The following is a 26,264-nucleotide window of genomic DNA, read 5'->3' as shown; positions in this document are numbered from 1 at the left end:
TACATTACGTAAGAATATAGCCATGTTTTTGGTTGTTTTCTCTATTTCGGTGAATGGGTTTACGCAAAAGAATGAAATTCTCGATGATGTGGAAGTCCATTTTAACGAGGCAAGGACCTATAGAAACCAAAACAAAATAGACCTTGCACTTGAATCCTTGGATAAGGCAGCCCTTTTGGCTGAAGAGAACAAAGATGTAAAACAACTGATAGACAGTTACAACATGTTTGCCCTGACCTATTTAAAATTAGATAAGGTCAATACCACCAAATACTACTGGGACCGCGCAAAAGTACTATTGGGCGAAGTACAATACCCTTATGGGGATGCTTATTATAAATACATAGAAGCCATTCTCCTTTTTAGGGAGAATCAGAATTTCCAGGCCATTTTCATGCTTAACGAAGCAAGACAACTGAGCAATGACCGAAATTTTTTCAATAACCTATTACTTACAGAAGGTGAGATTTATTTAAATCTGGATAAATACGAAAGTGCTGCCAAGAATTTCAATTCATTGATTGTGAACACCGATATTTATGAAAAGCAATATCTTACTACCAGGGCCTATTTGGGACTTGCAGAAACCAAACTAAGGACCAGGAATTATGAAGAAGCCATTAAAAATGCCCACAGCGCCCTACAATTGGCCAACCAATATGGCTTTGCGGTTGAGATCGTAGACGGTAATAAATTACTAGCTGAAGCCAATGAAGAAGAAGGAAACTATGAAAAGGCCTTAATAGCTACCCGCAATCTTTATACGGCCAAAGATTCTCTTTTTAGTTTGGAGAAATTGAACCTCATCACAAAAACGGCAGACGAGATCCATAGTGAAAACATGGCCAATGAAATAAAACGACAGGACAATCTCATAGAAGAACTGGGTAAATCAGCGAACAGATCCGAGATAACGGCCATATTAACCTCCGGATTTTTAATAATCATATCCCTGCTTGCAGTTTCCCTTTACAGAAATAATCAGATAAAACTAAAGACCAACGATCTTTTACATACTAAAAACAGCGAATTACAAGCTGCTAGGGACGAGGCCGTAAGCGCCATGGAAGCTAAGACCAATTTTCTATCCACTGTTAGCCACGAATTAAGGACACCACTATATGCGGTTACAGGTCTTACACACTTATTATTGGAGGAAAACCCAAATGAAAACCAAATAGAACATCTAAAAGCTTTGAAATTTTCGGGGGATTACCTACTCAATTTCATCAATGACATTCTTCATATCAACAAAATAGATGCCGATAAGTTAGAGCCTTTGATCATGGAGTTCAATCTTAAAAGACTTTTAAAAGAAGTTATAGATTCCCTTCAACAAAGCGCAAAAGGAAATAACACCAAGCTTATCTTGGATTATGATGAAAGTATTCCTTCCCATTTAATGAGCGATCCTTTAAAGCTTTCCCAAGTTTTTATGAACCTGATCGGAAATGCCCTGAAATTCACTAAAAACGGTGAAGTCTCGGTACAAGCCCAATTGGTACACAAAGAAGAGGAAGATGTTACCTTATATTTTGAAGTCAGGGACAATGGTATCGGTATATCCCATGAACAACAAGAAAAAATCTTTGAAGGATTTGAACAAGGATCTATACAAATCAACAGGGAATATGGTGGCACCGGCCTTGGTCTTACTATTGTAAAAAGTCTCTTGGGACTATTTGACAGTAAAATCAAATTGACGAGTGAATTGGGAGAAGGTAGTGCTTTCTTCTTCGAATTAAAATTAAAAAGCAAGGACAATATCATTGATGATATACCTTTTGAAATAGCTCAACAAGAATATGACTTCAAAGGGCTACATATAATGATCGTTGAGGACAACAAGATAAACCAGGTCATCACCAAAAAAATGCTGTCCAAAAAAGAGATTACTGCCGATATTGCCAACAATGGGACAGAAGCCATAGAACTAGCCCAAAAAAATACGTATGATGCCATCTTAATGGATATCCATATGCCTGGCATAAGTGGCGATGAAGCAACTATAGAGATTCGTAAATTCGATAAGACCACGCCGATTATTGCCCTTACAGCCATTTCATTAGACGATAGTTTGGAAAGCTTTTTCGCAGCTGGTTGTAATGATGTGGTTACCAAACCTTTTAAACCAGAGATTTTCTATCAAAAAATCGGGGAAAATATTTTTGGCAAACAAGAAAACCCCAAGCCTATTGCATAACGCCTTCTATGGCAGTATTCAATAAGGTAGCACCTTCATCCAGAAATACGTGTTTCACCCGTATGTAATATAAATTCTTGACCTTGCCCTTTAACCTGGCAAAATCCTTCTCCGTGGTCAAGACCAATGCTTTGGAGTTGAACAGTTCAATTTCTGAATTGCTGAAAAAATGATGGTCCCTATATTCCATATGCTCAAGATCCAACCCTTTATTTTTCAAATACACCATTAAAGGTTTCGGGTTGGCAATACCTGTAACCAAGGTAACCTCCCTTCCCTTCAAATCTCCCAAATTCTTATGGCCGGTTGTACTTTTGAGTTCTTCGTCATATTGCAGGGTACTGAACAGTACTTTTTGATCGGTCTTTGGATGAAGTAGCTTTTTAATTTTGTGCTGGTCATCCCCTGTCAGGTTTCCGGGGCATTTGGTCACAACAATCATATGCGCACGGCGAGACTCTTTTTTTGCATCCCTCAAATTCCCTGTTGGCAAATACCAATCCTTGGCATACAAATTATCATACGCAGTTAGCAATATTGAAAAAGTCGGTTTTACCTTTCGGTGTTGAAAGGCATCATCCAAAAGGATTACATCGGGACCAACCGACTGTTCCAGATTTAAAATCCCATTGCATCTATCCCCATCAACGGCAACCGTAATTTCTGAAAACTTATTCAAGATTTGAAAAGGCTCATCCCCGATTTCCTCGACGGCACTCTGTACAGTAGCCTGCACGAACCCATTTGATTTTCGTCCGTATCCCCTACTCAATACGGCAACCTTATAGGAATCTTTCAGGTTTTTGACCAAATATTCGATCATGGGTGTTTTTCCCGTACCACCAACACTGAGGTTACCAACGCAAATTGTAGGGGTCTTAAAAGACCTACTTTTAAAAAAACCTATGTCGTACAGTACATTACGTACATATACCACAAGGGCATAAACCAAAGAAACGGGAAAAGCTATTTTTCTGAGCAGTTGCATTAGAACGAAATTATAATATTTTATCTTTGATAACCTTATAAAAACAGAAAATGATCGTAAAAGAAGTAACAGGAATATTGGAAGAATTGGCTCCTTTGGCCCATGCCGAGGATTTTGACAATGTGGGACTATTGGTCGGCGATGGCAATCAGGAAGTTTCGGGAATCCTTGTTACTTTGGATACGCTTGAAAATGTGGTTGACGAGGCTATTGCCCATAATTGTAATTTGATCGTTAGTTTTCATCCCATTATTTTCAGTGGACTCAAAAAACTTACCGGCGACACATACGTGCAAAGGGTCGTTATCAAAGCCATACAGCACAAAATAGCAATCTACAGCATGCATACCGCTCTCGATAATAGTGTAGATGGCGTAAATGCGAAAATATGTGAGGTACTCGGAATAATGGAACCGAAAATCCTCATACCCCAAAAAAATACGATTAAAAAACTAACGACATATGCTCCTTTAGAGGCAGTGGAAGATTTAAAAAATGCTTTGTACAACGCCGGTGCAGGTACTATAGGCAACTATAGCAATTGCAGCTTCACCACAAAAGGAATCGGGTCTTACAAAGCCAATGAAAATGCCAACCCAACTAAAGGGGATATCGGCAAGACCCACTTTGAGGAAGAAATGCAAATCAATATTACCTTTACCTCATCCGTAGAGAAAAAAGTAATGAACGCTTTGTTCAAAAACCATCCCTATGAAGAAGTCGCATATGAAGTTTTGACCTTGGAGAATACCAATCAAGACATTGGTATGGGTATGATCGGCTCACTTAACAAACCCATGAAAGAAATCGATTTTCTTAACTTGGTTAAAGAAAGAATGCATGCCAAGGGTATACGCCACTCTGCATTACTGGACAAGAATATTGAAAAAGTGGCAGTCTTGGGAGGCAGTGGTGCTTTTGCCATAAAAGCCGCCAAAGCTGCAGGAGCAGACCTTTTTATTACTGCGGATGTAAAATACCATCAATTTTTCGAGGCTGAGGACAGCATGGTCATCGCGGATATTGGACACTTTGAAACCGAACAGTTTACAAAAAATCTTTTAGTTGATTATCTTACGAAAAAAATTCCTAATTTTGCAGTCCGTTTATCGGAAAGTAAAACGAATCCAATCAAGTATTTATAAGTATGGCAAAAAAAGGTGAAGTAACCGTAGAAGAGAAGCTAAGGGCATTATATGATTTGCAATTAATCGATTCTAGAGTTGACGAAATACGCAATGTAAGGGGTGAGCTACCCTTAGAGGTTGAGGATTTGGAAGATGATGTTCTTGGTTTAAAAACCAGACTGGACAAGCTAAAGACCGATGTTGAGACGATAAACTTCGAAATTACCGCAAAGAAGAATTTGATTGATGAATCCAAAGCATTGATCAAGAAATATACTGAGCAACAAAAAAATGTTCGTAACAGCAGGGAATTCAATTCCATCAGTAAAGAACTTGAGTTCCAGGAATTGGAAATACAACTTGCCGAAAAGAATATTAAAGAGTTCAAGGCCCAGATAGAGCAGAAAAAAGAAGTTATCTCCGGTACTAAAGAAAAATTGAGTGAGCGTGAAGCTCATTTAAAACACAAGAAAAGTGAGTTGGACGCTATTTTAGCAGAAACCGAAAAAGAAGAAAAAGCACTTTTGAACAAATCTTTGGAATACCAAGAGCAAATCGAGGAAAGATTGGTGAAAGCCTATGCAAGAATCAGAAACAATGTTAAAAACGGACTTGCCGTTGTTCCTATCGAAAGAGGGGCTTCAGGAGGTTCTTTCTTTACCATTCCGCCTCAGGTTCAGGTAGAAATCGCTTCCCGTAAAAAAATCATTACCGACGAACATAGTGGAAGAATCCTAGTTGATCCCGTATTGGCTGAGGAAGAGATGGAAAAAATGGAAAAATTGTTCGCCAAGATCTAACAATACCTTTTACAGTTAAAAAAAGGCCATCTGATCAGATGGTCTTTTTTTATATTATAACATTCCTAAAATCTTAGACTCTACTTCCGCACTGTCCCATTTTTCTTCAATATCGGGAAGCCCCATAATGTGTTCCATAATTTTTTCCTGTTCGTCACCAATGGCCAAAGCCTCAGCATAAGGTCTATCCGAGAATGTTACCCTCGAATATAAAGGAACCCACTTTTCAGGATGTTTTTCGGCGAACCTCTTCTCAATCTTTTTTTGCAGCAAAAATCGGGGATCTGCCGTTTTACTGCTCATTTCTATAAAATTGCGATAACTCAGTTCGGCGATGGCATCTGCATTCGGTTTACGTTCTTTTTGATAAGCTTGGAAAATAGCCTCCCAATCATCACCATATTTTTCTATAATCCCATTAAGGGCATATATATCCTCAAATCCTGCGTTCATTCCTTGTCCGTAAAAAGGAACCACGGCATGGGCCGAATCGCCGACCAAGGCAACTTTGTCCCAGTAGGTCCAAGGATAACACTTCATGGTTACCATGGCGCTGGTCGGATTTTTAAAAAAATCGGTCGTTAAATCCTCTATTTCATGATTCACGCTAGGAAAATTGGTCTCAAAGAAATTCTTGGCCTCTTCCTTGGTCTTTAGACTATCAAATGAAACCTCCCCTTCGAAGGGCATGAACAAGGTACAGGTAAAACTACCATCTAAATTGGGCATGGCAATGAACATATACTTACCACGTGGCCAAATATGAAAAGAATGGGCATCCAATTTGTGGGTACCATCTGCATTTGCAGGAATGGTCAATTCCTTATAGCCTACATCTATAAAATCCTGGGAATAATCGAATCGGCTTCGACGTTGCATTTTATGGCGAACCCTGGAAAACGCCCCATCACAACCAAAGATCAGATCAAACTTATATTCTTGCCACTCCCCTTTCTCGGTTTCCCCTGTATATAATTTAGCTTCGGGCAAATCTACATCCCAGACCTTTTCCTCGAACTTAAAGGTAACTCCCGACTCTTCAGCCAAATCGATCATACGACGGTTCAGCACACCCCTGGAAATAGACCAGATAGCCTCCCCTTCCTTTCCATATTTTTGAAAATACATAGGTTTCCCTACTACATGCATTGCCCTTTTATCCAAAGGAATCGCAATTTTCTTGATCTCATCCTCTATACCAATCTCCGATAAGGCTTTCCATCCCCTATTGCTCATCGCCAAGTTAATGGAACGACCTGAAAACACTATGGTCCTAATATCGGGACGGCGATCGAATACGGTAACCGTATGTCCATATTTTCTTAAATATATGGCCAATAGGGAACCTACCAGTCCAGATCCTACTATGGCAATGTTCTTTGGAGTTTGCTTCATTATATTTATAGAAAAAACTAAGGGTTAGCTTGTAAATTTAATAAAAATAACTTCAATCAGATAATCATCAAAGCCACTGATAAACATGGGAATGATTACGTAAATGACAATAAAACCTTTTAAAAACATCCAAAACACCCATTTTCTACGTATATATGGTACTATCCGCTTCGGCGTCTATATATATCACAAAAAAAAGTCCTTCACAATTCGATTGTGAAGGACTTTTTCCTTTATGCGGAAATGATGAAATTTAAATTTCTATTCCAGAATTCCGTCAACGATACCGTAAGCTATTGACTCTTCGGCATTCATCCAATAATCACGATCAAAATCCTTTAATACCTTATCGTAATCCTGATCACAATTATCGGCCAAGATTTTTGCACTCAATTCTTTGGTCTTAATGATCTCTTTTGCCTGGATCTCTATATTCGAGGCTTGCCCACGGGCACCACCACTAGGCTGATGGATCATTACCTGGGCATGGGGCTGTATAAAACGTCTTCCCTTTTTACCGACAGAGAGTAAAATAGAGCCCATTGAAGCTGCAAGACCCGTGCAAATCGTGGACACAGGGCTTTTTAATGATTTTATGGTATCGTACATCGCAAAACCGGAAGTAACATATCCTCCTGGGCTGTTGATGAACAACTGGATTTCTTTATTATTCTGCATATCCAAATACAACAAACGATCGATTACGTGCTTGGCGGAATCATCATCGACCATGCCCCAAAGAAAAACCTTGCGTTCTTCCAATAACTTTTCATCTATTGCTTCCTGTACTTTTCCCTTTTTAGAACTCATCTTGTATAATTTAAGAACCCAAAACTAAGCAATTTATTAAAAATAAACAGATATCACGGTTATCGAATTGTATTAAAAAAAAGCCAATACACACCTTTTCCTTTTACCCCCTTCCTACCCTCGTCCTGGTTTGGCCATCGACCAGAATAAAAACGAACCGATACCAATGCTTTCGACAACCGCTTTTATAGCTCCCATTTTGTCCAATCCACTTATTCCTTTATTAAAACGATTCCATTATATTTGAACAAACCCGCAAACCATGAAAATTATCAAGCTCGTTCTATTAGGCCTCCTTTTTATTGGATGTAAAACAGAAAAAAAGGAAACCCCACCCAAAGAGGAAAAAACATATGACATTATTGAAAAAATCGCCAATGCCCATGGTTTCCAAAATTGGAAAAACATCGGGGAGCTGCATTTTACTTTCAATGTGGATCGTGACAGCTCGCATTTTGAACGGAGCTGGATATGGAATATCAAGGACAACAAAGTAACCGCTATCTCCCAAAATGATACCACTATCTACCAAAGGTCAAAGTTGGATAGCATTACGAACAAGATAAACGGCGGGTTCATCAATGATAAGTATTGGTTATTGGCCCCTTTCAACCTGGTTTGGGACAAAGGGAATTACACCTTTGAACATCAGGAAAAAGAAATGGCCCCGATCAGTAAAAAACCCATGCACAGATTAACGATCGTTTATGGCACTGAAGGCGGATACACGCCAGGCGATGCCTATGACTTTTACTTTGGTGATGACTATCGCTTACAGGAATGGGTATTTAGAAAAGAAAACCAACCGGAAGCTTCCTTGGTAACCACATGGGAGGATTATATTGAAAAAGACGGACTGCAAATTGCCCAAACCCATACCAATGACGAAGGGTTCTCCCTGTATTTCACCAAGCTGGAAGTGAAACAAAAATAAGAACCGTACTTAGGCATTCGGCCGTTTTCGGTTCAACAGTAAGGTAGCCATCAAAATTAGCACCACACAACCCAGCAAGCCCGTAAAACAGGTTAGCAATGACCATTTCTTGGCTACAAACCCTAGTACTGGCGGAGCAAGTAGAAACCCGGTATAACCTAATCCCGCAATAAAGGAAACCCCTTGGGAAGAATCTATTCCCTGGACATTACCTCCTATACGGAACAATTCCGGAGCCATGACCGAAAAACCCAGACCGATCAATGCAAATCCGGCAATAACCAAGTACGTCAAGGTTGAAAGCACCATAAGAAATCCGCCGATGGCTATGATCGCACCCAAGGCAACGATTTTTACCGACCCGATTCGTGTACTAATGGCATCGGCTACAAAACGACCCAAGGTCATTGTTATTTGAAAACCTAAAAAACCTGCTCCCCAAAGGGCTTCGGGAGCCATACTTATTTCTTTCAAATACAGACCGCTCCAATCTACAATGGCCCCTTCGGTCCCCATGGCCACAAAGGCAACGATACCTATGACCAACAAAGGCTTGAAAAGTTTAAAATTAAAAGGCTCCTTATTCACGGGGGCCGCTTTAATATGGTAATATCGCCTAAAGAAAATCGCATTTATCCCGAGAACAAGGATAACGGCAATTAGCATATGAAGTGGCGGGCTCCCGATCGTAAGGATCAAAAAGCTGCCCAAACCGGCCAATACACCACCCAAACTGAAAAAACCATGGGCCGCGGACATGAACATCTGTTTGTCTTTTTTCTCTATCTCGGTAACCAAGGTGTTCATGGCTATATCGGTAAAGCCGTTTGCAGCCCCGAAAAAGAACAATGCCGCCATTAACGTATAATGATTTGGGGCCACTAATGGTAAAAGAGCCATAAAACTACTCCCCATTATACCAAAGAAGGTGGCTTTACCCACCCCGATCCTATTAATGATTTTGGCTGCGATGGGAAAAATGGTAAATATCCCCAAGGATAGAAAAAAAATGGCAATACCCAGATCGGCCTTGTCTATTCCCAAATTCTCCTTGACGGAGGGAATATTAATAACCCAGGTCCCAAAAAGGATATTTAAACTGGCGAATACCCAAGCAGGCCCAAAATAGCGTGGATTACTTAAAATCAATCGTAGTGATTTCATCAGGCTTGATTTTTAAAGGGCAAAACTACTTAAAATAGCCTTTGGCGGCTAATCGTTTTGAGTCAAAATACCATCCTTTAATATCTGTCCGAATCGGTACATATCTTCATAAGAACAATAAAAAGGGGCCGGTGCCAATCGTATGACATTAGGCTCTCGCCAATCGGCAATTACCCCGTGTTTCATCAGGTAGTCAAAGAGTGGCCTCCCCTGCCCGTGCAAAAGTACACTAAGTTGGCAGCCCCGGTCCTTGGGAGTAATGATCTCAAAACTCCCCTCCACTGCCTGTGCGATTTCATTCAGAATAAATTCCAAATAAGCAACGATCCGTTTCCTTTTGGCAATCAGGGCATCCATACCTACTTCCTCAAAAAGTTGAAGGGAAGCCAAATAAGGTGCCAATGCCAATACGGGTGGATTACTGATCTGCCAAGCATCTGCGGTTTCCATAGGTTCAAAAACAGGTTTCATTAAAAAACGGGTTTCCTTTTTTGTTCCCCACCAGCCTTCGAACCGCTGTATATCGGTATTACCCAAATGATTTTTATGAATGAACACACCAGAGGCATTCCCAGGTCCACTGTTCATATATTTATAGCTGCACCAGGCCGCAAAATCAACATCCCAATCGTGCAATTTCAAGGTGATATTCCCGGCTGCATGGGCCAAATCCCAGCCAACACGTGCCCCTACGGCCTTACCGGCCTTGGTTATGCCCTCCATATCAAAGACCTGTCCGTTATAATAATTAACACCGCCGATCAAAACCAGGGCAAGTTCATCGCCCAATTCCTCAATTTTAGCGCGTACATCCTCGGTTCGCCAAAAATGTTCCCCTTCCCTTTTCTTAACTTCGACTATGGTCTCTTCGGGATCCAAACCATGGCAACGGACTTGGCTGTTCAATAAATATTGATCACTGGGAAAAGCTTTTTCCTCACATAAGATCTTAAACCGGGTCTTGGTTGGGTTATAAAAAGAGACCATTAACAAATGTAGGTTTACACTCAAGGTATTCATTACGGAAACCTCTTCGCGCTCGGCACCGACTATTTTTGCCAATGGGCCGGCCAAACGCTCATGATAATCCCACCAAGGCTTATCGGCATGAAAATGACCTTCGACCCCGAGCATCCTCCAATCCCCCATAATCTCATCAACATAGGATTGGGCCAATTTAGGTTGTAATCCGAGCGAATTACCTGTAAAGTAAATGACCTGCCTACCTTCTATTTGGGGAAAATAAAACTCCTTTCTATATTTTCTTAATATATCCTCAGCATCCAACTGCTGTGCAAAAGTGAGTGTATTCTGAAATTGCATAGTCTTCTTTTTATTCAAAAGTACAATTTCAGTTTAAAAGCAAGTTGCTTTCATTCGCTGTTATTCAATCCGCATCTCAATGATGTGCTTTTTGAACCCCACCTTTTCGTAGGCCCTTATGGCATTTTGGTTATCATCGTAGACCGTTAAACGAATCTCTTTCAATCCCCTTGAAAATGACCATTCTTTAAGATATTCCAATATTTTTCCGTTCACTCCCTTTCCGCGATACTCGGGCAAAGTGTACATAAACCCCAAATACGAATAATATTGATGGGCCAAATACGGTTTAGCAGGTTTGATCAAGGCGTAACCCGAGGCGATTACCTTACCTTGAATTTCGGCTACCGCGATATGTGCATCGTTGTCTTGGAGCATTGCCCCAAGATCATAATAGGAAATGGGATCCACATCCAGCGTGGGGTCAAAAGGTCTTTCTGCCTTGATCACCCCTTGCTCAAAACTGCGCAAAAGTTCCAGATCACCATGATTTGCCTCCCTTATTTCAATTACATCCATATAATAATGCTTTAAAAAGTCAATGTATTGAAATTTCAAGGTAGCACATATTTACATATTTTTACCGAAAATTTACCTATGCATTTTTTGTCATCGATAATCGAGGATTATATTCAGGACCATTCGGAAAACGAACCGGAATTGCTAAAGGCCCTTTCCCGCGAGACACACCTTAAGGTTATTCAACCACGAATGATCACCGGGCATTTTCAGGGAAGGGTATTGAGTTTACTCTCTAAGATCATCGGCCCTTTGAATATTCTTGAAATAGGCACCTACACCGGATATTCGGCTTTGTGCCTGGCAGAAGGTCTCCGAAAAGATGGGCAATTGCATACCATCGACGTGAATGAAGAACTCACCGGCTTTCAGCGCAAATACTTTGACCAAAGTAATTTTGGGCCACAGATAATACAACATACGGGAGATGCATTAAAGATCATCCCGACCTTGGACATGACCTTTGACCTGGTATTCATTGATGCCGAGAAAAAGGAATATCCCAAATATTTTGAGGCCGCGATCAAAAAAACCAGATCGGGCGGTATTATCCTATCCGATAATGTGCTGTGGTCGGGCAAGGTGGTAGAACCTGTAAAGGACAAGGACAAGACCACTAAAATTCTTTTGGAATACAATCGAATGCTGAAAGAAGACCCCCGAATCGAAACCGTTCTTTTACCTATCAGGGATGGGTTAACCCTAAGTAGGGTACTATGATCCTTTTGTAAAGATTGTAAAAAGCGAATGCCGATAAGATGCCCACAAGGGCACCCACGATGATGTCGACCGGGTAATGTACCCCCAGATACATTCTGCTCATGGCAAAAAGCAGGGGCCAAACATAAAAGACCCAGCACCACTTTACCCTTTTCCTAAGAAATAGGACTATGATCGTGGTAATGGAAAAAGAACTGGCCGCATGTCCCGAGAAAAAACTAAAACTGGATGGATTGTGCAAAACACGGATCAACGAATTTACATCCAGATCATTATTGGGTCGCAACCGGGCAAAGTAGCCTTTGGTCACATCGGTGGCCAATAATATGAAACCTACCAAGGCCAAAACGGTAAGCGTTACGAAAATGGCTTCCTTTCGTTTGTATTTCCAGAAGATAAGCACGAAAAAAAATAGGAACAAAGGCGTCCAAGTATAGATATTGGTCACCGTTGACCAAAAATGATCGTACTCTTCAATCCCTAGACTATTTAAATAAATGAGTGTTTCCCTATCCCATTGCAGAATTCTTTCTAGCATAGGTGTTCGTATTTATTGCCGCTTTATGGTACCGGTAACGTCATCGACATTCTTCTTAACGTCCTGATATCCTTTTTTCAGATCTTCCCCAAGTCCAGATTCCAGGTTTCCCTTTACATCATTGATGTTCTTTTTAATATCATCGACGAAACTGGTATCTATACCTTGTTTTTCGGCACTTTTCTGGATCTCTTGTTTTATGTCTTCGGTGGCATCCTTGAGTTGGCGCATTCCTTTTCCCAATCCCCTGGCGATATCGGGAATCTTATCCGCACCGAATACCATCACCACAATGAACATGATGAAAAATATCTCAGCCCCGCTGATAAATAAAAATAACATCGAATACATACGCCAAATATAGTGAAGATAAATTGCTAATTAAAAAAGAGGGGCTCTAAATAACGTGTTCGCCTATCAAATTAAAGCGGCGCAGGGAACAACATTTTACCGAAGTTCATTTTATTCCCATTACACCCAGTGCTCCAGATAGTTATGAATCACACTTTTAGAGCCCCTCTTGGGTCCCATAAAGGCCTTCTTAGCCTTTTACGTTTTGTTTAAACCTTTCAAAGTCGTTTTGCTGCTCTTGTCTAGGCCATGAATTGTTGGTGGTATCGATATCGGCAGTTTCCGCTTTGGGATCCACTTGTATATTCACCAATTCACTCTGTGAAGAAAGCACCAGTTTTACTTCGGCATCGTTCTTTCTCCAAATTTCAGGAGGATAGGTTATATTTTCCTTGGAGCCATCGGCATAAGTATATTCCACGATCAATGGCATGGGTATACCTCCTGGTTTATCATAGGTGATTTCGTAAAAATACTTTGGTTCCTTAACCTTGGCCCTTTGTTCCGCGGTCATATGATCCATCATGAATTCCTTGAGGTTCTGCGAACTTTCAGATGGGGCTTTGCCTTTTAACCTGGCATCAAAATCCTCACTATCCTCATCTACTAGATAAACCAATGGCATTAAATCCCTTTCGGTTAGGTTACGCGCGGCCATATATTCCCGCATTTTCTTACCGGGTTTATCCGATACATAATACTTTTTGATTCCTTTTACCCCAATATCAACATAATCGGTGGTATAGAACCAACCTCTCCAGTACCAATCCAAGTCAACGGCCGAAGCATCTTCCATGGTCCTAAAGAAATCCTCGGGAGTAGGGTGTTTAAACATCCAACGTTGCGCATAGGTCTTAAATGCATGATCGAACAATTCGCGACCCATTACCGTTTCCCTCAAAATATTCAGGGCTGTTGCCGGTTTACTGTAGGCGTTTGAACCTAATTGGTATACGTTCTCTGGGTTGGACATGATCGGGGCAATGGTACTTTGGTCCCCACTCATATACGGTACGATCTTACTTGGGTCTCCCCTTCGTGAAGGATAGGACCTTTCCGGAGCGATCACATCTGGATGCGCTTCACCGAAAGCCTGTTCGGTCAAATACTGCATAAAGGTATCCAATCCTTCATCCATCCATCCCCATTGGCGCTCATCGGAATTCACGATCATCGGGAAGAAATTATGTCCTACTTCATGAATGATCACACTGAGCATTCCGAATTTAGTACGATCGGAATAACTACCATCCTCGTTGGGCCTTCCGTAATTCCAACAGATCATGGGATATTCCATTCCTTGGTTCTTCGCATGTACCGAAATAGCCTTTGGGTAAGGATAATCAAAAGTATGTTTGGAATAGGTTTTCAAGGTTTGTACCACGGCCATGGTAGAATAATCGCCCCATAACGGATTACCTTCTTTCGGATATAAGGAAACGGCCATTACATCTTTACTGCCCAATTTTACGGCCTGCATGTCCCAAATGAATTTTCGGGAGGTGGCAAAAGCATAATCCCTGACGTTCTTCGCCTTGAACTTCCATGTTTTCTTCTGTTCCGAAAAACCTACCTCAGCGGCTTTGGCCTCTGCTTGGGTAACGATGACCACAGGCTTGTCGTATGACTTCTTCGCCCTCTCGTAACGGCTCATCATTTCCTTTGTGAAAACGTCTTTCCTATTTTGAAGTTCTCCCGTAGCATCGAGAATGTGATCGGCAGGTACCGTAATGTTCACTTCATAATCCCCGAAAGGAAGGGCGAATTCCCCACTACCCCAGAATTGATGGTTTTGCCATCCTTCCACATCGTTATAAACGGCCATTCTTGGAAAGAACTGCGCTATGACATAAGCCCTATTGCCATCCTCTGGAAAATACTCATATCCTGAACGTGCCCTGTTCACCGTATGATCGGGAATATTGTACCACCACTTTATCGAGAAGGACAATTGCTCCTTGCTCTTAAGTGGTTCGGGAATGTTCACCCGCATCATGGTCTGGTTGATCGTATATGATAAGGGCTTACCCGAGGCATCCTTAATGTATTCAATATTGAATCCTCCATCAAAAGGCTCATCCAAATATTTACCCACAAAACCTCCCGGTTGCTCTGCCAAAGGCACTCCCCCACCGTTACGAAGAGGCGACTTACTGTCCTTGGCCCGTACATTTTGATCCAACTGCACCCACAAAAACTCTAGGTCGTCGGGGGAATTATTGGTATAAGTAATGGTCTCGGTACCGTAGATTTTGGCATTTTTATCATCCAACTCAACATCTATCTTATAATCGGCCTGCTGCTGGTAATAATCCGGCCCAGGCGCCCCTGAAGCGGAGCGATAGGTATTTGGAGTTGCGAACTCCTCATACATCTGTTTGAACTTACTTAGGTTGGTGTGCCCCTGTTCCTTGGTATTTTGCCCATCTTCCTGTGCGGTCATAACTGCCGCGAACAAGAAGAAAATAGAAGCAAAACCATACTTGATTCTATTCATATGATCTCTAATTAGATTAAGACGGAAATTTAAAATTTTTTTAACGATTAATTAATTGATGTTATAAGTTTAACATTCCTTTATTATTCTCCTTAATGAGAACAAAACTTTTCTTTTTCCCTTTCACCTTTACATGTACCAGATTCTGTTGTTCATCATAAAGATCGGTAAGTACTTCGTTCTGCACGGTTATCGATGTAATGTCGTTACCGGGTATATCGGGAATCTCGAGATAACAGACCATGATATCGTTATCGTATTTTTTGCCCAAGAAACGGTATTGCTTCTGTTCCCCATTAATATGTATTAAGAATTTGGCCTTTAGGTATTTCCCGATATAAGCATCGGTCATCTTGGACTCCTTATCAGTAGCCAATTTCGCTTCAAGGCCGTACCGCTCTTTGAGCAATGCCTCAATATCATCGATGAATATACGTGTTGTGATCTGAAAGGCCTGATCTTTCTCCGAGTAATTGATATTCGTTACGCTTACGTAATACTTATGGGCCGCCGTAAATGCCAACAAGGGCAAAAGCAATAGGACCAAACTCTTTTTTAAAACCTTCATGTACTAAAATATTTCTATAAAACCGGTGCAATAGTTGTGCCGATCCCAGTATTAATCCATCGCATTGTTTTCCCTATAGACCTTACTTTTTTTACGCATGTATTCCCATATTTTAAATTGGTCATGGGAATCTACCAAATACTGAAAGGTTGGGTCTACCTCACAGAAATACATAAAATCGGCTATCTTTTCTTTCGGGATATTCAATTCGGTGACAAAAAGCGTATCCGCATAAAATGCCCTTACGCGTTGGGTACGTTCATACTTTTCATTCCTGGCCACCCGTTGTTTCAACATTTTTGTACGTCCTGAAATGGCATTGATCAAAGGGTCGAAACTCATAAAAGGATTTGCCGTTGCCGCGAACAATTCCCTTTCGGCCTGGGTAGGTAATTTTACATAAGCGTTCGGCAGGCCCAATGTAGATGCGGTAACCACGGGTTCGATTTGGGTGCGTTTTAAATCTGTCGCCATGTCCCCCGTAAGGTTATAGGGCATTACCACGACCTCGTCCAACTCGGTCACCAATTCTTCCATGGGTACATAGAGTAATTTGCTTTCGAAAACCGCTGGGGTCACGACCATCGTCTTACGTTTGTACTGCACGGCGGAAAAGACCAAAGTATCGTTCAATTTGGCGGCGATGGAAAAGAATCCCTCATTATCCGTTATCGAAGCTTTATGGGCAGACGTATTGATAACATGTGTAGCGGCCACATCGCCGCTCTCACTATAGACCCTTCCCTCTATTTCTTTACTTGGAAATGTCTGGGCGCTGATTCGGGCACCCATAATAAACAATAAGATAAGCAGTAGCCTACTTTTCCTCATCTATTTGGCTCAGGAACGTTTTACTCTGGTTCACCAAAAATTCTATCAACTCAAATTCGTTTTCCTTTTTCAAAAGGGTACGTGCCGGCATCTGGTGATCGCAATAGATCAAAAACGCATCGATCTTATCTTGGGGCACGTTCAAGTCGTTCACAAAAAAGCTATCATCATACACCTGCCGCATCACCTGGCTCAATTTTAACTGGGGCCGTTTTTCCTCTGGTGTCGTTTTATCCGAATTTACCAAGGCCTTAAAGATGTTCACGAAATTGATACCGTCTTTCATTCCCCTTTGGTATTGGGGCATGGCAATATTCTCTACCTCACTTGATCGATCGTTCTCGTACTCGTACTCCTTAAATTCCTCGTTCTTTACCTGTAGGAACTTCTCTTGCTGTTCGGGGGTCACCACGACTTCATCAAGTTCGGTCACCTTTTCTTCCACCTCGACCACCAAGCGTCCTTTTCGAATGATATCCTCGGTAACAAGAACAACCCGCAATTGATAATTAAGGGCCGTAAAAACCAATTCATCGCCCTCTTTTACACGGATCAAAAACTCCCCTTTGGCATTGGTAATGGTAGCTACCTGTGCCGTGGTATTAATGACGTTCTCATTGGGCACATAACTGTTCATATAGAGCACCTGCCCCCTAAGGTAGCCACGATCGTCTTCTTGGGAAAACCCGGTATAAACGAACAAAAAACAAAAAACGGATAGTAAAAGTGATTTCATCAAGTATAATTTACAAAATATAAAGGAAACATAACTAAACGGTATTTAAAAACAGTCGGCTCTAAACTTTTGTTAATTTGTTTTAACACCGTTTCTAATGACTATTTAACGAACTACTAAACCACTAATAACCAAACCTTAAAACATTCAACCCAGAAGATGACCCTTTAACCGGGTTAGCGGTTATTTCAACACCAAAAGTTAGGTATGTATTTATATAATTCTATTTTTGTTGGTCACCGTAAAGGTGCATTCCTTTCAAAATTCAGGTAAAAAAAGGATTGAACAACGCTATTGAAAATTTGTGATGCACTACCGTACCGATAATCAACAATGAAGGTCGTATAGGGTAGGGTATCAAGAAAAACAATTGTTTTATCAAAGCAGTTTGTGAATAGAAGAAAGAAATAAGAACAAATGAAAAGAACACTATTTTTTCTGGTTTTAGGCCTTTTATTGGGCACGGGTGTAAAAGGGCAGATCAAGATCGGGGACAATCCCCAGACCATTGACCCATCATCGGTCTTAGAGCTCGAAAGTGGCTCCCGTGTATTGGTGGTCACCCGAGTAAGTACGGCCGAGATGAATGCCATTACCCCCTTACCCGGGGCGGTGGTCTATAATACCGACCTACAGTGCGTACATTATTATAATGGTACCGAATGGATCAATATTTGTGAGGAAGTGGGCGGCATACCCAATTTAACCACCGAACCTTTCGTAAATACCCGAAGTACCATCGTAATTACCACCGATGGCGAAAACAACCATATTGAGGTAGCACAAAACAGTATACGTACCGAACAGATCGTTGATGGCGGTATCAATGGTGTGGACATACAGAACAACAGTATAGGAAACGATAAATTGGGGAACGATGCCGTTGGCCGGGAAGAGATCATCGATAATGCCGTGGGGATCGATGCCCTGGATACCAGCCAAGTTACTTTGGAGAGTTTTACCAACACCCCGGGCTTTATCACCGATGCGGATATCATTAGTGGCGATACGGGAAATGACCTTATGATCGGTGTTGACGGAGGGGCATTTTATGATGAACAGCCCGTTTTGGATGCCATTACTACGAATACAGGGGATATTAGCACCAACGGTTCAGATATTGATACCAATACGGCAAGTATTTTAAGCAACGCCCTTAATATCGGATTGAATGCGGACAACATACAGATCAATACCGACAATATACTTTTAAAGGAAGACGCAGCCAATAAATCGGACGATGTGGCCTTAGGGAATTCTGCAGACCTTTTCCCTACCCAAAATGCGGTAAAAACGTATGTGGACAATGCCACGGGGGCCGTAAGTACATTGAACAATGGTGAGATCTATGTGGGCAACGCATCCAATGTAGCAACAAGTGTTGCCATGAGTGGGGATGCTACCATTGACAATACCGGTGCGGTAACCATAGAAGATGATGCGATAACGACGGCTAAAATTTTAAATAATGCGATTACTACGGGTAAAATTAGAAATAGTGCAGTGACCGAAATTAAAATTGCAGATGCAGCGGTCACCCCTATTAAAATTGAACCTTCACCAACGATTGGAAGATATTTAAGTACTAACGCTTCAGGAGTTGTTGAATGGGTTGATTTGCCCGCTGCTGCGGCTGAAGTTGATGGTATTATCGGCAATGAAGTAACTGGTCCAACAGATGGAACTCTTACAGTTACAGGATTGGGAACAAATGCAAATCCCCTTACGCTTGATGTAGCAAATGGAGGAATCGATACCAATGAGCTTGCTAATGGAGCTGTCACAACGGGTAAAATCAGTAATGAAGCAGTGACTCCCGCAAAAATAGAACCTTCTACAACCAACGGACAATACCTAACTACCGATGGAACAGGAAACGTTGCTTGGGTCGATTTACCTGCTGCAACGGCAGAAGTAGATGGCATTGTTGGCAATGAAGTAACCGGTCCCACGGACGGCACTTTAACACTTTCAGGTGGAGCGACAAATGCCGACCCACTTACCTTAGGAGTTAGTTTAGGTGGAATTGATACCGATGAACTTGCTGATAATGCAGTGACCACTGCAAAAATTTTACCTGGGGCAGCCGACCAAATACTAAGAACGAACGCCGCTGGGAATGCTGTTTCATGGGTTGATTTACCGCCTAGTGGGACATCCGACATTTTCGATGCTACTACGATTTCCGGAACCGGGGTGACAGGTGACGCTTATACCGTAGCAGACGATGCAATTACGACCATAAAAATATTGAATGCGAATGTAACCGATGAAAAAATCGCACCCGGAGCAGCTGACCAAATTTTAAGAACCAATGCTGCTGGAACTGCAGTTGAATGGGTTGATTTTCCACCCAGTGGGGCATCTGCCATTTTCGATGCTACAACCATTTCCGGAACTGGGGTGACAGGTGACGCTTATACCGTAGCAGATGATGCAATTACGACCATAAAAATATTGGATGCGAATGTAACCGATGAAAAAATCGCACCCGGAGCAGCTGACCAAATTTTAAGAACCAATGCTGCTGGAACTGCAGTTGAATGGGTTGATTTTCCACCCAGTGGGGCATCCGCCATTTTCGATGCTACAACCATTTCCGGAACTGGGGTTACAGGTGACGCTTATACCGTAGCAGATGATGCAATTACATCAACCAAAATCGCATTGAATACAATTATCGCGGACGACATCAACACAGGGGCGGTAACAACGGACGAGATATTGAACGGAACTATACTAGCTGAGGACATCAACGATGATGCCGTAACTTCAACTAAAATACTCGATGACAACGTTACAATCGAAAAAATAGCCGCAAGTGCTAACGATGGGCAAGTCCTCACCACCAGTGGAACTGATGTTGTTTGGGCGAATCCGACAGTAATGCCCGTATCTGCCGATGGTTCCACAATTACAGGTGATGGGTCTACAACGGACCTTTCAGTTCCTACCGATGGAATCACAACGACCCAGATTGCCGATCTCACAATTGCAACGATAGACATCGCGGATAACAACGTGACACCGGCGAAGATAGCCGAAGGTGCCAACGGCGAAGTCCTTACGACCAACGCAGCAGGTGATGTTGTCTGGGCGGCACCAACAGTTCTTCCCGTATCATCGGACGGAACGACAATAACTGGTGATGGGTCCACAACCGACCTTTCAGTTCCTACCGATGGAATCACAACGACCCAGATTGCCGATCTCACAATTGCAACGATAGACATCGCGGATAACAACGTGACACCGGCGAAGATAGCCGAAGGTGCCAACGGCGAAGTCCTTACGACCAACGCAGCAGGTGATGTTGTCTGGGCGGCACCAACAGTTCTTCCCGTATCATCGGACGGAACGACAATAACTGGTGATGGGTCCACAACCGACCTTTCAGTACCCACCAATGGTATTACAACGACCCAGATTGCCGATCTCACAATTGCAACGATAGACATCGCGGATAACAACGTGACACCGACAAAGATAGCCGAAGGTGCCAACGGCGAAGTACTTACGACCGACGCAGCAGGTGATGTTGTCTGGGCGGCACCAACAGTTCTTCCCGTATCATCGGATGGATCAACTATAACTGGTGATGGGTCCACAACCGACCTCTCCGTTCCGACAGATGGCATCTCAACGACCCAGATTGCCGATCTCACAATTGCAACCATCGATATCGCGGATAACAACGTGACACCGGCGAAGATAGCAGAAGGTGCCAACGGCGAGGTACTTACGACCGACGCAGCAGGTGATGTTGTCTGGGCGGCACCAACAGTTCTTCCCGTATCATCGGATGGATCAACTATAACTGGTGATGGGTCCACAACCGACCTCTCCGTTCCGACAGATGGCATCACAACGACCCAGATTGCCGATCTCACAATTGCAACCATCGATATCGCGGATAACAACGTGACACCGGCGAAGATAGCAGAAGGTGCCAACGGAGAAGTACTTACGACCGACGCAGCAGGTGATGTTGTCTGGGCGGCACCAACAGTTCTTCCCGTATCATCGGATGGATCAACTATAACTGGTAATGGATCCACAACCGACCTCTCCGTGCCTACTGGTGGCATCACTACTGCTCAGATTCTGGACGGGACAATACTAACTGAGGATATTGCAGACGATGCGGTTACAACATTAAAGATTCTCGATGATAATGTAACCCCAGACAAAATCCAACAAGGTACAGATGGGCAAGTTCTTACCACTAATGGAACGGATGTCGTTTGGGCAACACCTAACTCAACCAACCTTTCCACTACTGATCTTACCCAAACTTCTGGTGAAGACAGAACTTACGATTTAAATGGCCAAAATTTACAATTTTTAGGAAGTGGAAATATAGGCATAGGGAACTTTGGAAGTCCAGGGTCACCTACTAATATCAATGACAAATTACATGTTGATGGCCAAATAAGGGCCGAAGATGGCTTTGCCACCAGATCAGGAAGTGCCGCCTTGCCAACTTATGGTTTTTATACTAATAGCGATAATGACATAGGAATGTATAGAGCGGGAATTGATGAATTGGGTTTTTCCACAAATGGAATAGAAGCCTTAAAAATCGATGAATTTCGCAATGTTGGCATTGGACCTAATTTTGATGTAAATACAATTGACGCTAGACTACACGTTGACGGAAATTTAATTGTAGAGGGACAAATCTATACCGATAATGCGTATTTACCAATACCAGATTATGTCTTCGAAAAATATTTTAAAGGTAAATCTACTATAAATGATAATTACCAATTCAAATCACTAAAAGAAGTTGAATCATTTATAAAGAAATTTAACCATTTACCTGGTGTTGTCTCTGCCAAACAAGCCAAAGCCGATGGAAAGTGGAATTTATCAAAATCGTCTTTGAACAACCTAGAAAAAATCGAGGAGCTCTTCTTGCATACCATAGAACAGGAAAAGAAGATCGATCAATTGCAAAACGAGAACAGGGCCTTGACCAAGGAGTTGGAAACGCTTAAAAGTGACATTGACCTTATTAAACAATTGTTGTTGACCAAAGAAGCAAATGACTAACATGAAAAACCTTTGCTATATATCGCTTTTGCTGTTCGGCATGTTGGGCCATGCCCAGACCGCCCTGTACAACAGTGGTAACATACGGATCCACAACCAAGGGCAGCTCGGTTTTCATACCGATCTGATCAACGATGCCGCTTTTGACGAGAATGTGGGGCTGGCCGGTTTTTACGGCAATGACCAGATCTATGTTTCCGGCGCCTTTGTACCTACCTTTTACGATATGGAGATTGCCAACCCTACGGGCGTATTGCTGCAAACGGGGATCAACAACCTGAACAACACCAATTTTATCGTTGGGGATTTCCTCACCTTTAAAAACCAAACAGACGTTTCCTATACCTTTTTACAGGATGCCTTTTATACGGGCGACAGCGATCTTTCGCAAGTAGATGGCTATGCCGCCGTTACGGGCCAAAGCTCTTTTACCTTTCCCGTGGGAGACGGGGTGCAATTGCGCCCGTTGATCCTAAGGTCTGAAAGTGAGAACCCCGTGGCCAAATGCGCTTACTTTTTTGAGAATGCCGGGAGTCCTACCTCGATCAGTGAAAGTTTTGACCCGGCCATAAAATCCAAGGTTTTGGGGGGCGTCAGTGGCACCGAATTTTGGAGACTGCAGGGTAGCGTGCCTTCGACCATAGAGATCAGTTGGAACGAACGTAGCGATATCGCAGCCCTTACCGATGATGTGACCACGATTATGGTCGCCGGTTGGAGCAAGGCCGAAAACCAATGGGTAGCCTTGAGTCCGGCTGGGGGTACGGGTGACCTTACCGTAGGATTTGTGGCTTCGGACAGCTTTATACCCGATGATTATGAGGCCATTACCTTTGCGACCTTGGATGTACCCGAAGACTTCCTCGATTTGGAGAATTATATCGTTTCCGCCAATGGTGATGGGATCAACGATATCTTGATGATTCCCGAACTGTTGGAGCTTTCCCCCAACAACCACCTAAGGATCTATAACCGATATGGGTCTTTGGTCTTTGATCAAGTGAATTACACCGACCAATTCAAGGGGTATTCCAATGTGGATAATTTCGTGATCGACCGAGAACAGGGGCTTCCATCAGATGTTTATTTTTATATTGTTTCTATGGATGACCTTGGATTGAGTTTTCAAGGATTCCTGTATTTAACCCGCTAAAAAGCGGAATCATTTCAAACAGGATAAGCGATATTTCCGTAGTATCAGAATACCTTTTTTTAGCGTCATTCGGTGAGCTGAAAACGACCTTCTTCCTAAAGTTGTTTTTGTATTACATATTCTGTAGGTTATTTCCTAAAGTACCTGCTGTACAGCGCATTTCCATGGCTACAGCCATATATCCGACAAACCAGACCTATAAACCAGTATATCAACTACTTACAAATAGTATATAGTTTAGACGAAAGGAGCCTTTTATCGATTATCAGTAACTATACTTGCCTTTCACAACATATTGACCGCTACTCACAACATATTTTATATATCGGGAGTGCATAGGGTTATTTTTGATCGATTAATAAAGTACCCCAAAATCCCCAATCGGAATGGACATTAAGAAAATTGCTATATTTCTAATCCTTCTTGGCACACAGTTAGCGCTGGGCCAGGTAAAAATAGGTGAAAACCCCAGTGTTATAAATCCGTCCTCCATCGTGGAGCTCGAAAGCACGAATAAAGCCTTTGTTTTAACAAGGCTCTCCACCACCCAAATGCAAGGTATTACCCCATTGAACGGTGCCATGGTCTACAACACCGACACCCAATGCATCCATTATTATGACGGAAGCCAATGGAACAACTTGTGCGATGGTAATTCAGGTATTAGTGGAAAAAGCTTAATCAATACAATCGATAATAATAACGGTACATTCACTTTCAATTATTCCGATAACACAAGTTTTACAACATCAAATCTTACAGGTCCGGCAGGAATCAATGGCGATTCCGCTTACGATATAGCGGTGGCCAGTGGATTCATCGGCACCGAGGCTGAATGGGTAACTTCACTCAAAGGTCTAGTCGGCGACAAAGGAGAAACTGGAGATAAAGGTCTTGTTGGTGACAAAGGTGAAGTTGGTGATAAAGGTGAAACCGGTAACAAAGGAGAAGTCGGTGACAAAGGTGAAACCGGAGATAAAGGAGAAGTCGGAGATAAAGGAGAAACCGGTGACAAAGGTGAAACTGGAGATAAAGGAGACAAAGGAGAAACTGGAGATAAAGGCGAAAACGGAGATAAAGGTCTAGTCGGAGACAAAGGAGACAAAGGAGATGTTGGTGACAAAGGTGAAACTGGAGATAAAGGAGAAGTCGGAGATAAGGGAGAAGTCGGTGACAAAGGTGAAACCGGAGATAAAGGTCTAGTCGGTGACAAAGGTGAAACTGGCGACAAAGGAGACAAAGGTGAAGTTGGCGATAAAGGTGAAGTCGGAGATAAGGGAGAAACCGGCGACAAAGGCGAAATCGGTGACAAAGGAGAAACCGGCGACAAAGGTGAAACTGGAGATAAAGGTTTAGTTGGTGACAAAGGAGACAAAGGCGAAGTCGGTGACAAAGGTGAAACTGGAGACAAAGGAGACAAAGGTGAAGTTGGCGATAAAGGTGAAGTCGGAGATAAGGGAGAAACCGGCGACAAAGGTGAAACTGGAGATAAAGGTTTAGTTGGTGACAAAGGAGACAAAGGCGAAGTCGGAGATAAGGGAGAAACCGGAGATAAAGGTTTAGTTGGTGACAAAGGAGACAAAGGAGATGTTGGTGATAAAGGAGAAACCGGTGACAAAGGACTCGCTGGAGATAAGGGAGAAACCGGTGACAAAGGAGAAACCGGTGACAAAGGAGAAGTCGGTGACAAAGGTGAAACCGGAGATAAAGGTTTAGTTGGCGACAAAGGTGAAACTGGAGATAAAGGAGACAAAGGTGAAGTTGGTGATAAAGGAGAAACCGGCGACAAAGGTGAAACCGGAGATAAAGGTTTAGTTGGTGACAAAGGAGACAAAGGAGATGTTGGTGATAAAGGCGAAACCGGTGACAAAGGAGAAGTCGGAGATAAGGGAGAAACCGGTGACAAAGGTGAAACCGGAGATAAAGGTCTAGTCGGTGACAAAGGAGACAAAGGAGATGTTGGTGACAAAGGAGAAACTGGAGATAAAGGAGAAGTCGGTGATAAAGGAGAAACTGGAGATAAAGGTCTTGTTGGTGACAAAGGTGAAGTTGGCGATAAAGGTGAAACCGGAGATAAAGGTCTAGTCGGTGACAAAGGAGACAAAGGAGATGTTGGCGACAAAGGAGAAACCGGAGATAAAGGTCTCGTTGGTGACAAAGGTGAAGTTGGCGATAAAGGTGAAGTCGGAGATAAAGGTCTAGTCGGAGATAAAGGAGACAAAGGAGAAGTTGGTGACAAAGGTGAAACTGGAGATAAAGGTTTAGTCGGAGACAAAGGTGAAACTGGAGATAAAGGAGACAAAGGCGAAATCGGTGACAAAGGCGAAATCGGCGACAAAGGTGAAACCGGAGATAAAGGTCTCGTTGGTGACAAAGGTGAAGTTGGCGATAAAGGTGAAGTTGGCGATAAAGGTGAAACTGGAGATAAAGGCGAAGTTGGTGATAAAGGAGAAACCGGAGATAAAGGTTTAGTTGGCGACAAAGGTGAAACTGGAGATAAAGGAGACAAAGGCGAAGTCGGTGACAAAGGAGACAAAGGAGAAGTTGGCGAT

Annotated in this window: 20 protein-coding genes; 8 read left to right on the top strand and 12 right to left on the bottom strand. The window is 42.5% G+C overall.

From position 1 onward, the window contains the following. Nucleotides 1–22 precede the first annotated feature (22 nt). Entirely contained in the window at nucleotides 23–2,203 is a 2,181-nt protein-coding gene (locus tag GJ691_RS13640; protein ID WP_154367966.1) for a tetratricopeptide repeat-containing hybrid sensor histidine kinase/response regulator, read from the top strand. Here the strand turns inward: GJ691_RS13640 and lpxK are convergent. Next, complete coding sequence (gene lpxK, locus GJ691_RS13635) at nucleotides 2,193–3,191, bottom strand: tetraacyldisaccharide 4'-kinase (protein WP_154367826.1); 999 nt, start codon at nucleotides 3,189–3,191, stop codon at nucleotides 2,193–2,195. The genes GJ691_RS13640 and lpxK overlap by 11 nt on opposite strands. 50 nt (nucleotides 3,192–3,241) lie before the next feature. Here lpxK and GJ691_RS13630 point away from each other — a divergent pair, with 50 nt between their 5' ends. Beyond that, on the top strand, nucleotides 3,242–4,336 hold the full coding sequence (locus GJ691_RS13630) for a Nif3-like dinuclear metal center hexameric protein (RefSeq protein WP_154367824.1): 1,095 nt from the start codon (nucleotides 3,242–3,244) through the stop codon (nucleotides 4,334–4,336). A gap of 2 nt (nucleotides 4,337–4,338) precedes the next feature. Continuing rightward, nucleotides 4,339–5,118 carry a zinc ribbon domain-containing protein gene (locus GJ691_RS13625; protein WP_154367817.1) on the top strand — a complete coding sequence of 260 codons (780 nt, stop codon included), beginning with the start codon at nucleotides 4,339–4,341 and terminating at the stop codon, nucleotides 5,116–5,118. A 54-nt stretch (nucleotides 5,119–5,172) separates the two neighbouring features. Here the strand turns inward: GJ691_RS13625 and GJ691_RS13620 are convergent, their stop codons facing one another. Both GJ691_RS13620 and GJ691_RS13615 read right to left on the bottom strand, forming a co-directional pair. Continuing rightward, complete coding sequence (locus GJ691_RS13620) at nucleotides 5,173–6,513, bottom strand: FAD-dependent oxidoreductase (protein WP_154367815.1); 1,341 nt, start codon at nucleotides 6,511–6,513, stop codon at nucleotides 5,173–5,175. Between the two features lie 261 nt (nucleotides 6,514–6,774). Continuing rightward, nucleotides 6,775–7,323, bottom strand: a complete 549-nt coding sequence (locus GJ691_RS13615) for a ClpP family protease (RefSeq protein ID WP_154367812.1) — start codon at nucleotides 7,321–7,323, stop codon at nucleotides 6,775–6,777. Nucleotides 7,324–7,585: 262 nt separating this feature from the next. Between GJ691_RS13615 and GJ691_RS13610 the strand changes: the two genes are divergently transcribed. After that, the gene (locus GJ691_RS13610; protein WP_154367810.1) at nucleotides 7,586–8,257 is read left to right on the top strand and encodes a hypothetical protein; all 672 of its coding nucleotides are present in this window, start codon (nucleotides 7,586–7,588) and stop codon (nucleotides 8,255–8,257) included. A gap of 9 nt (nucleotides 8,258–8,266) precedes the next feature. Here GJ691_RS13610 and GJ691_RS13605 read toward each other — a convergent pair whose 3' ends face one another. From GJ691_RS13605 to GJ691_RS13595, 3 genes are read right to left on the bottom strand one after another with little or no spacing between them, the layout of a single operon-like run. Beyond that, nucleotides 8,267–9,421, bottom strand: a complete 1,155-nt coding sequence (locus tag GJ691_RS13605) for an MFS transporter (RefSeq protein WP_154367808.1) — start codon at nucleotides 9,419–9,421, stop codon at nucleotides 8,267–8,269. A gap of 48 nt (nucleotides 9,422–9,469) precedes the next feature. Then, nucleotides 9,470–10,744: a kynureninase gene (gene kynU, locus GJ691_RS13600; protein WP_154367806.1), complete on the bottom strand. Its 1,275-nt coding sequence runs from the start codon at nucleotides 10,742–10,744 to the stop codon at nucleotides 9,470–9,472. A gap of 60 nt (nucleotides 10,745–10,804) precedes the next feature. After that, nucleotides 10,805–11,263, bottom strand: a complete 459-nt coding sequence (locus tag GJ691_RS13595) for a GNAT family N-acetyltransferase (protein WP_154367804.1) — start codon at nucleotides 11,261–11,263, stop codon at nucleotides 10,805–10,807. A gap of 78 nt (nucleotides 11,264–11,341) precedes the next feature. Between GJ691_RS13595 and GJ691_RS13590 the strand changes: the two genes are divergently transcribed. Beyond that, nucleotides 11,342–11,983 (top strand): O-methyltransferase, encoded by a 642-nt coding sequence (locus GJ691_RS13590; RefSeq protein WP_154367802.1) that lies wholly within the window; start codon nucleotides 11,342–11,344, stop codon nucleotides 11,981–11,983. Here GJ691_RS13590 and GJ691_RS13585 read toward each other — a convergent pair. The 6 genes from GJ691_RS13585 to GJ691_RS13560 form a co-directional block, all read right to left on the bottom strand. Then, nucleotides 11,949–12,521: a phosphatase PAP2 family protein gene (locus GJ691_RS13585; protein WP_154367800.1), complete on the bottom strand. Its 573-nt coding sequence runs from the start codon at nucleotides 12,519–12,521 to the stop codon at nucleotides 11,949–11,951. The genes GJ691_RS13590 and GJ691_RS13585 overlap by 35 nt on opposite strands. Before the next feature lie 12 nt (nucleotides 12,522–12,533). After that, a complete protein-coding gene (locus GJ691_RS13580; protein WP_154367798.1) occupies nucleotides 12,534–12,872 on the bottom strand; it encodes a Sec-independent protein translocase subunit TatA/TatB in 339 nt (112 codons plus the stop codon). A gap of 190 nt (nucleotides 12,873–13,062) precedes the next feature. Beyond that, nucleotides 13,063–15,369: a M1 family metallopeptidase gene (locus tag GJ691_RS13575; RefSeq protein WP_154367796.1), complete on the bottom strand. Its 2,307-nt coding sequence runs from the start codon at nucleotides 15,367–15,369 to the stop codon at nucleotides 13,063–13,065. Between the two features lie 61 nt (nucleotides 15,370–15,430). Further along, entirely contained in the window at nucleotides 15,431–15,937 is a 507-nt protein-coding gene (locus GJ691_RS13570) for a DUF6702 family protein (RefSeq protein WP_154367794.1), read from the bottom strand. 51 nt (nucleotides 15,938–15,988) lie between these two features. Then, entirely contained in the window at nucleotides 15,989–16,768 is a 780-nt protein-coding gene (locus GJ691_RS13565; protein WP_246200184.1) for a hypothetical protein, read from the bottom strand. After that, nucleotides 16,755–17,504, bottom strand: a complete 750-nt coding sequence (locus GJ691_RS13560; RefSeq protein ID WP_154367792.1) for a hypothetical protein — start codon at nucleotides 17,502–17,504, stop codon at nucleotides 16,755–16,757. Before GJ691_RS13560 ends, GJ691_RS13565 begins: the two co-directional genes overlap by 14 nt. A 417-nt stretch (nucleotides 17,505–17,921) precedes the next feature. Here GJ691_RS13560 and GJ691_RS13555 point away from each other — a divergent pair, with 417 nt between their 5' ends. From GJ691_RS13555 to GJ691_RS19735, 3 genes are all read left to right on the top strand, one after another. Then, a complete protein-coding gene (locus tag GJ691_RS13555) occupies nucleotides 17,922–22,559 on the top strand; it encodes a bZIP transcription factor (protein ID WP_154367790.1) in 4,638 nt (1,545 codons plus the stop codon). A gap of 1 nt (nucleotide 22,560) precedes the next feature. Next, nucleotides 22,561–23,712 (top strand): T9SS type B sorting domain-containing protein, encoded by a 1,152-nt coding sequence (locus GJ691_RS13550; RefSeq protein ID WP_154367788.1) that lies wholly within the window; start codon nucleotides 22,561–22,563, stop codon nucleotides 23,710–23,712. 386 nt (nucleotides 23,713–24,098) lie between these two features. Further along, the coding region (locus GJ691_RS19735; RefSeq protein ID WP_425481745.1) for a putative sodium/potassium/calcium exchanger at nucleotides 24,099–26,264 on the top strand (2,166 nt) is incomplete at its 3' end.

Source organism: Maribacter luteus (assembly GCF_009674825.1).
Taxonomy (GTDB): domain Bacteria; phylum Bacteroidota; class Bacteroidia; order Flavobacteriales; family Flavobacteriaceae; genus Maribacter_A; species Maribacter_A luteus.
Note: the sequence above shows the minus strand (reverse complement) of the source record. Positions and strands in the feature narration are given on the sequence as shown.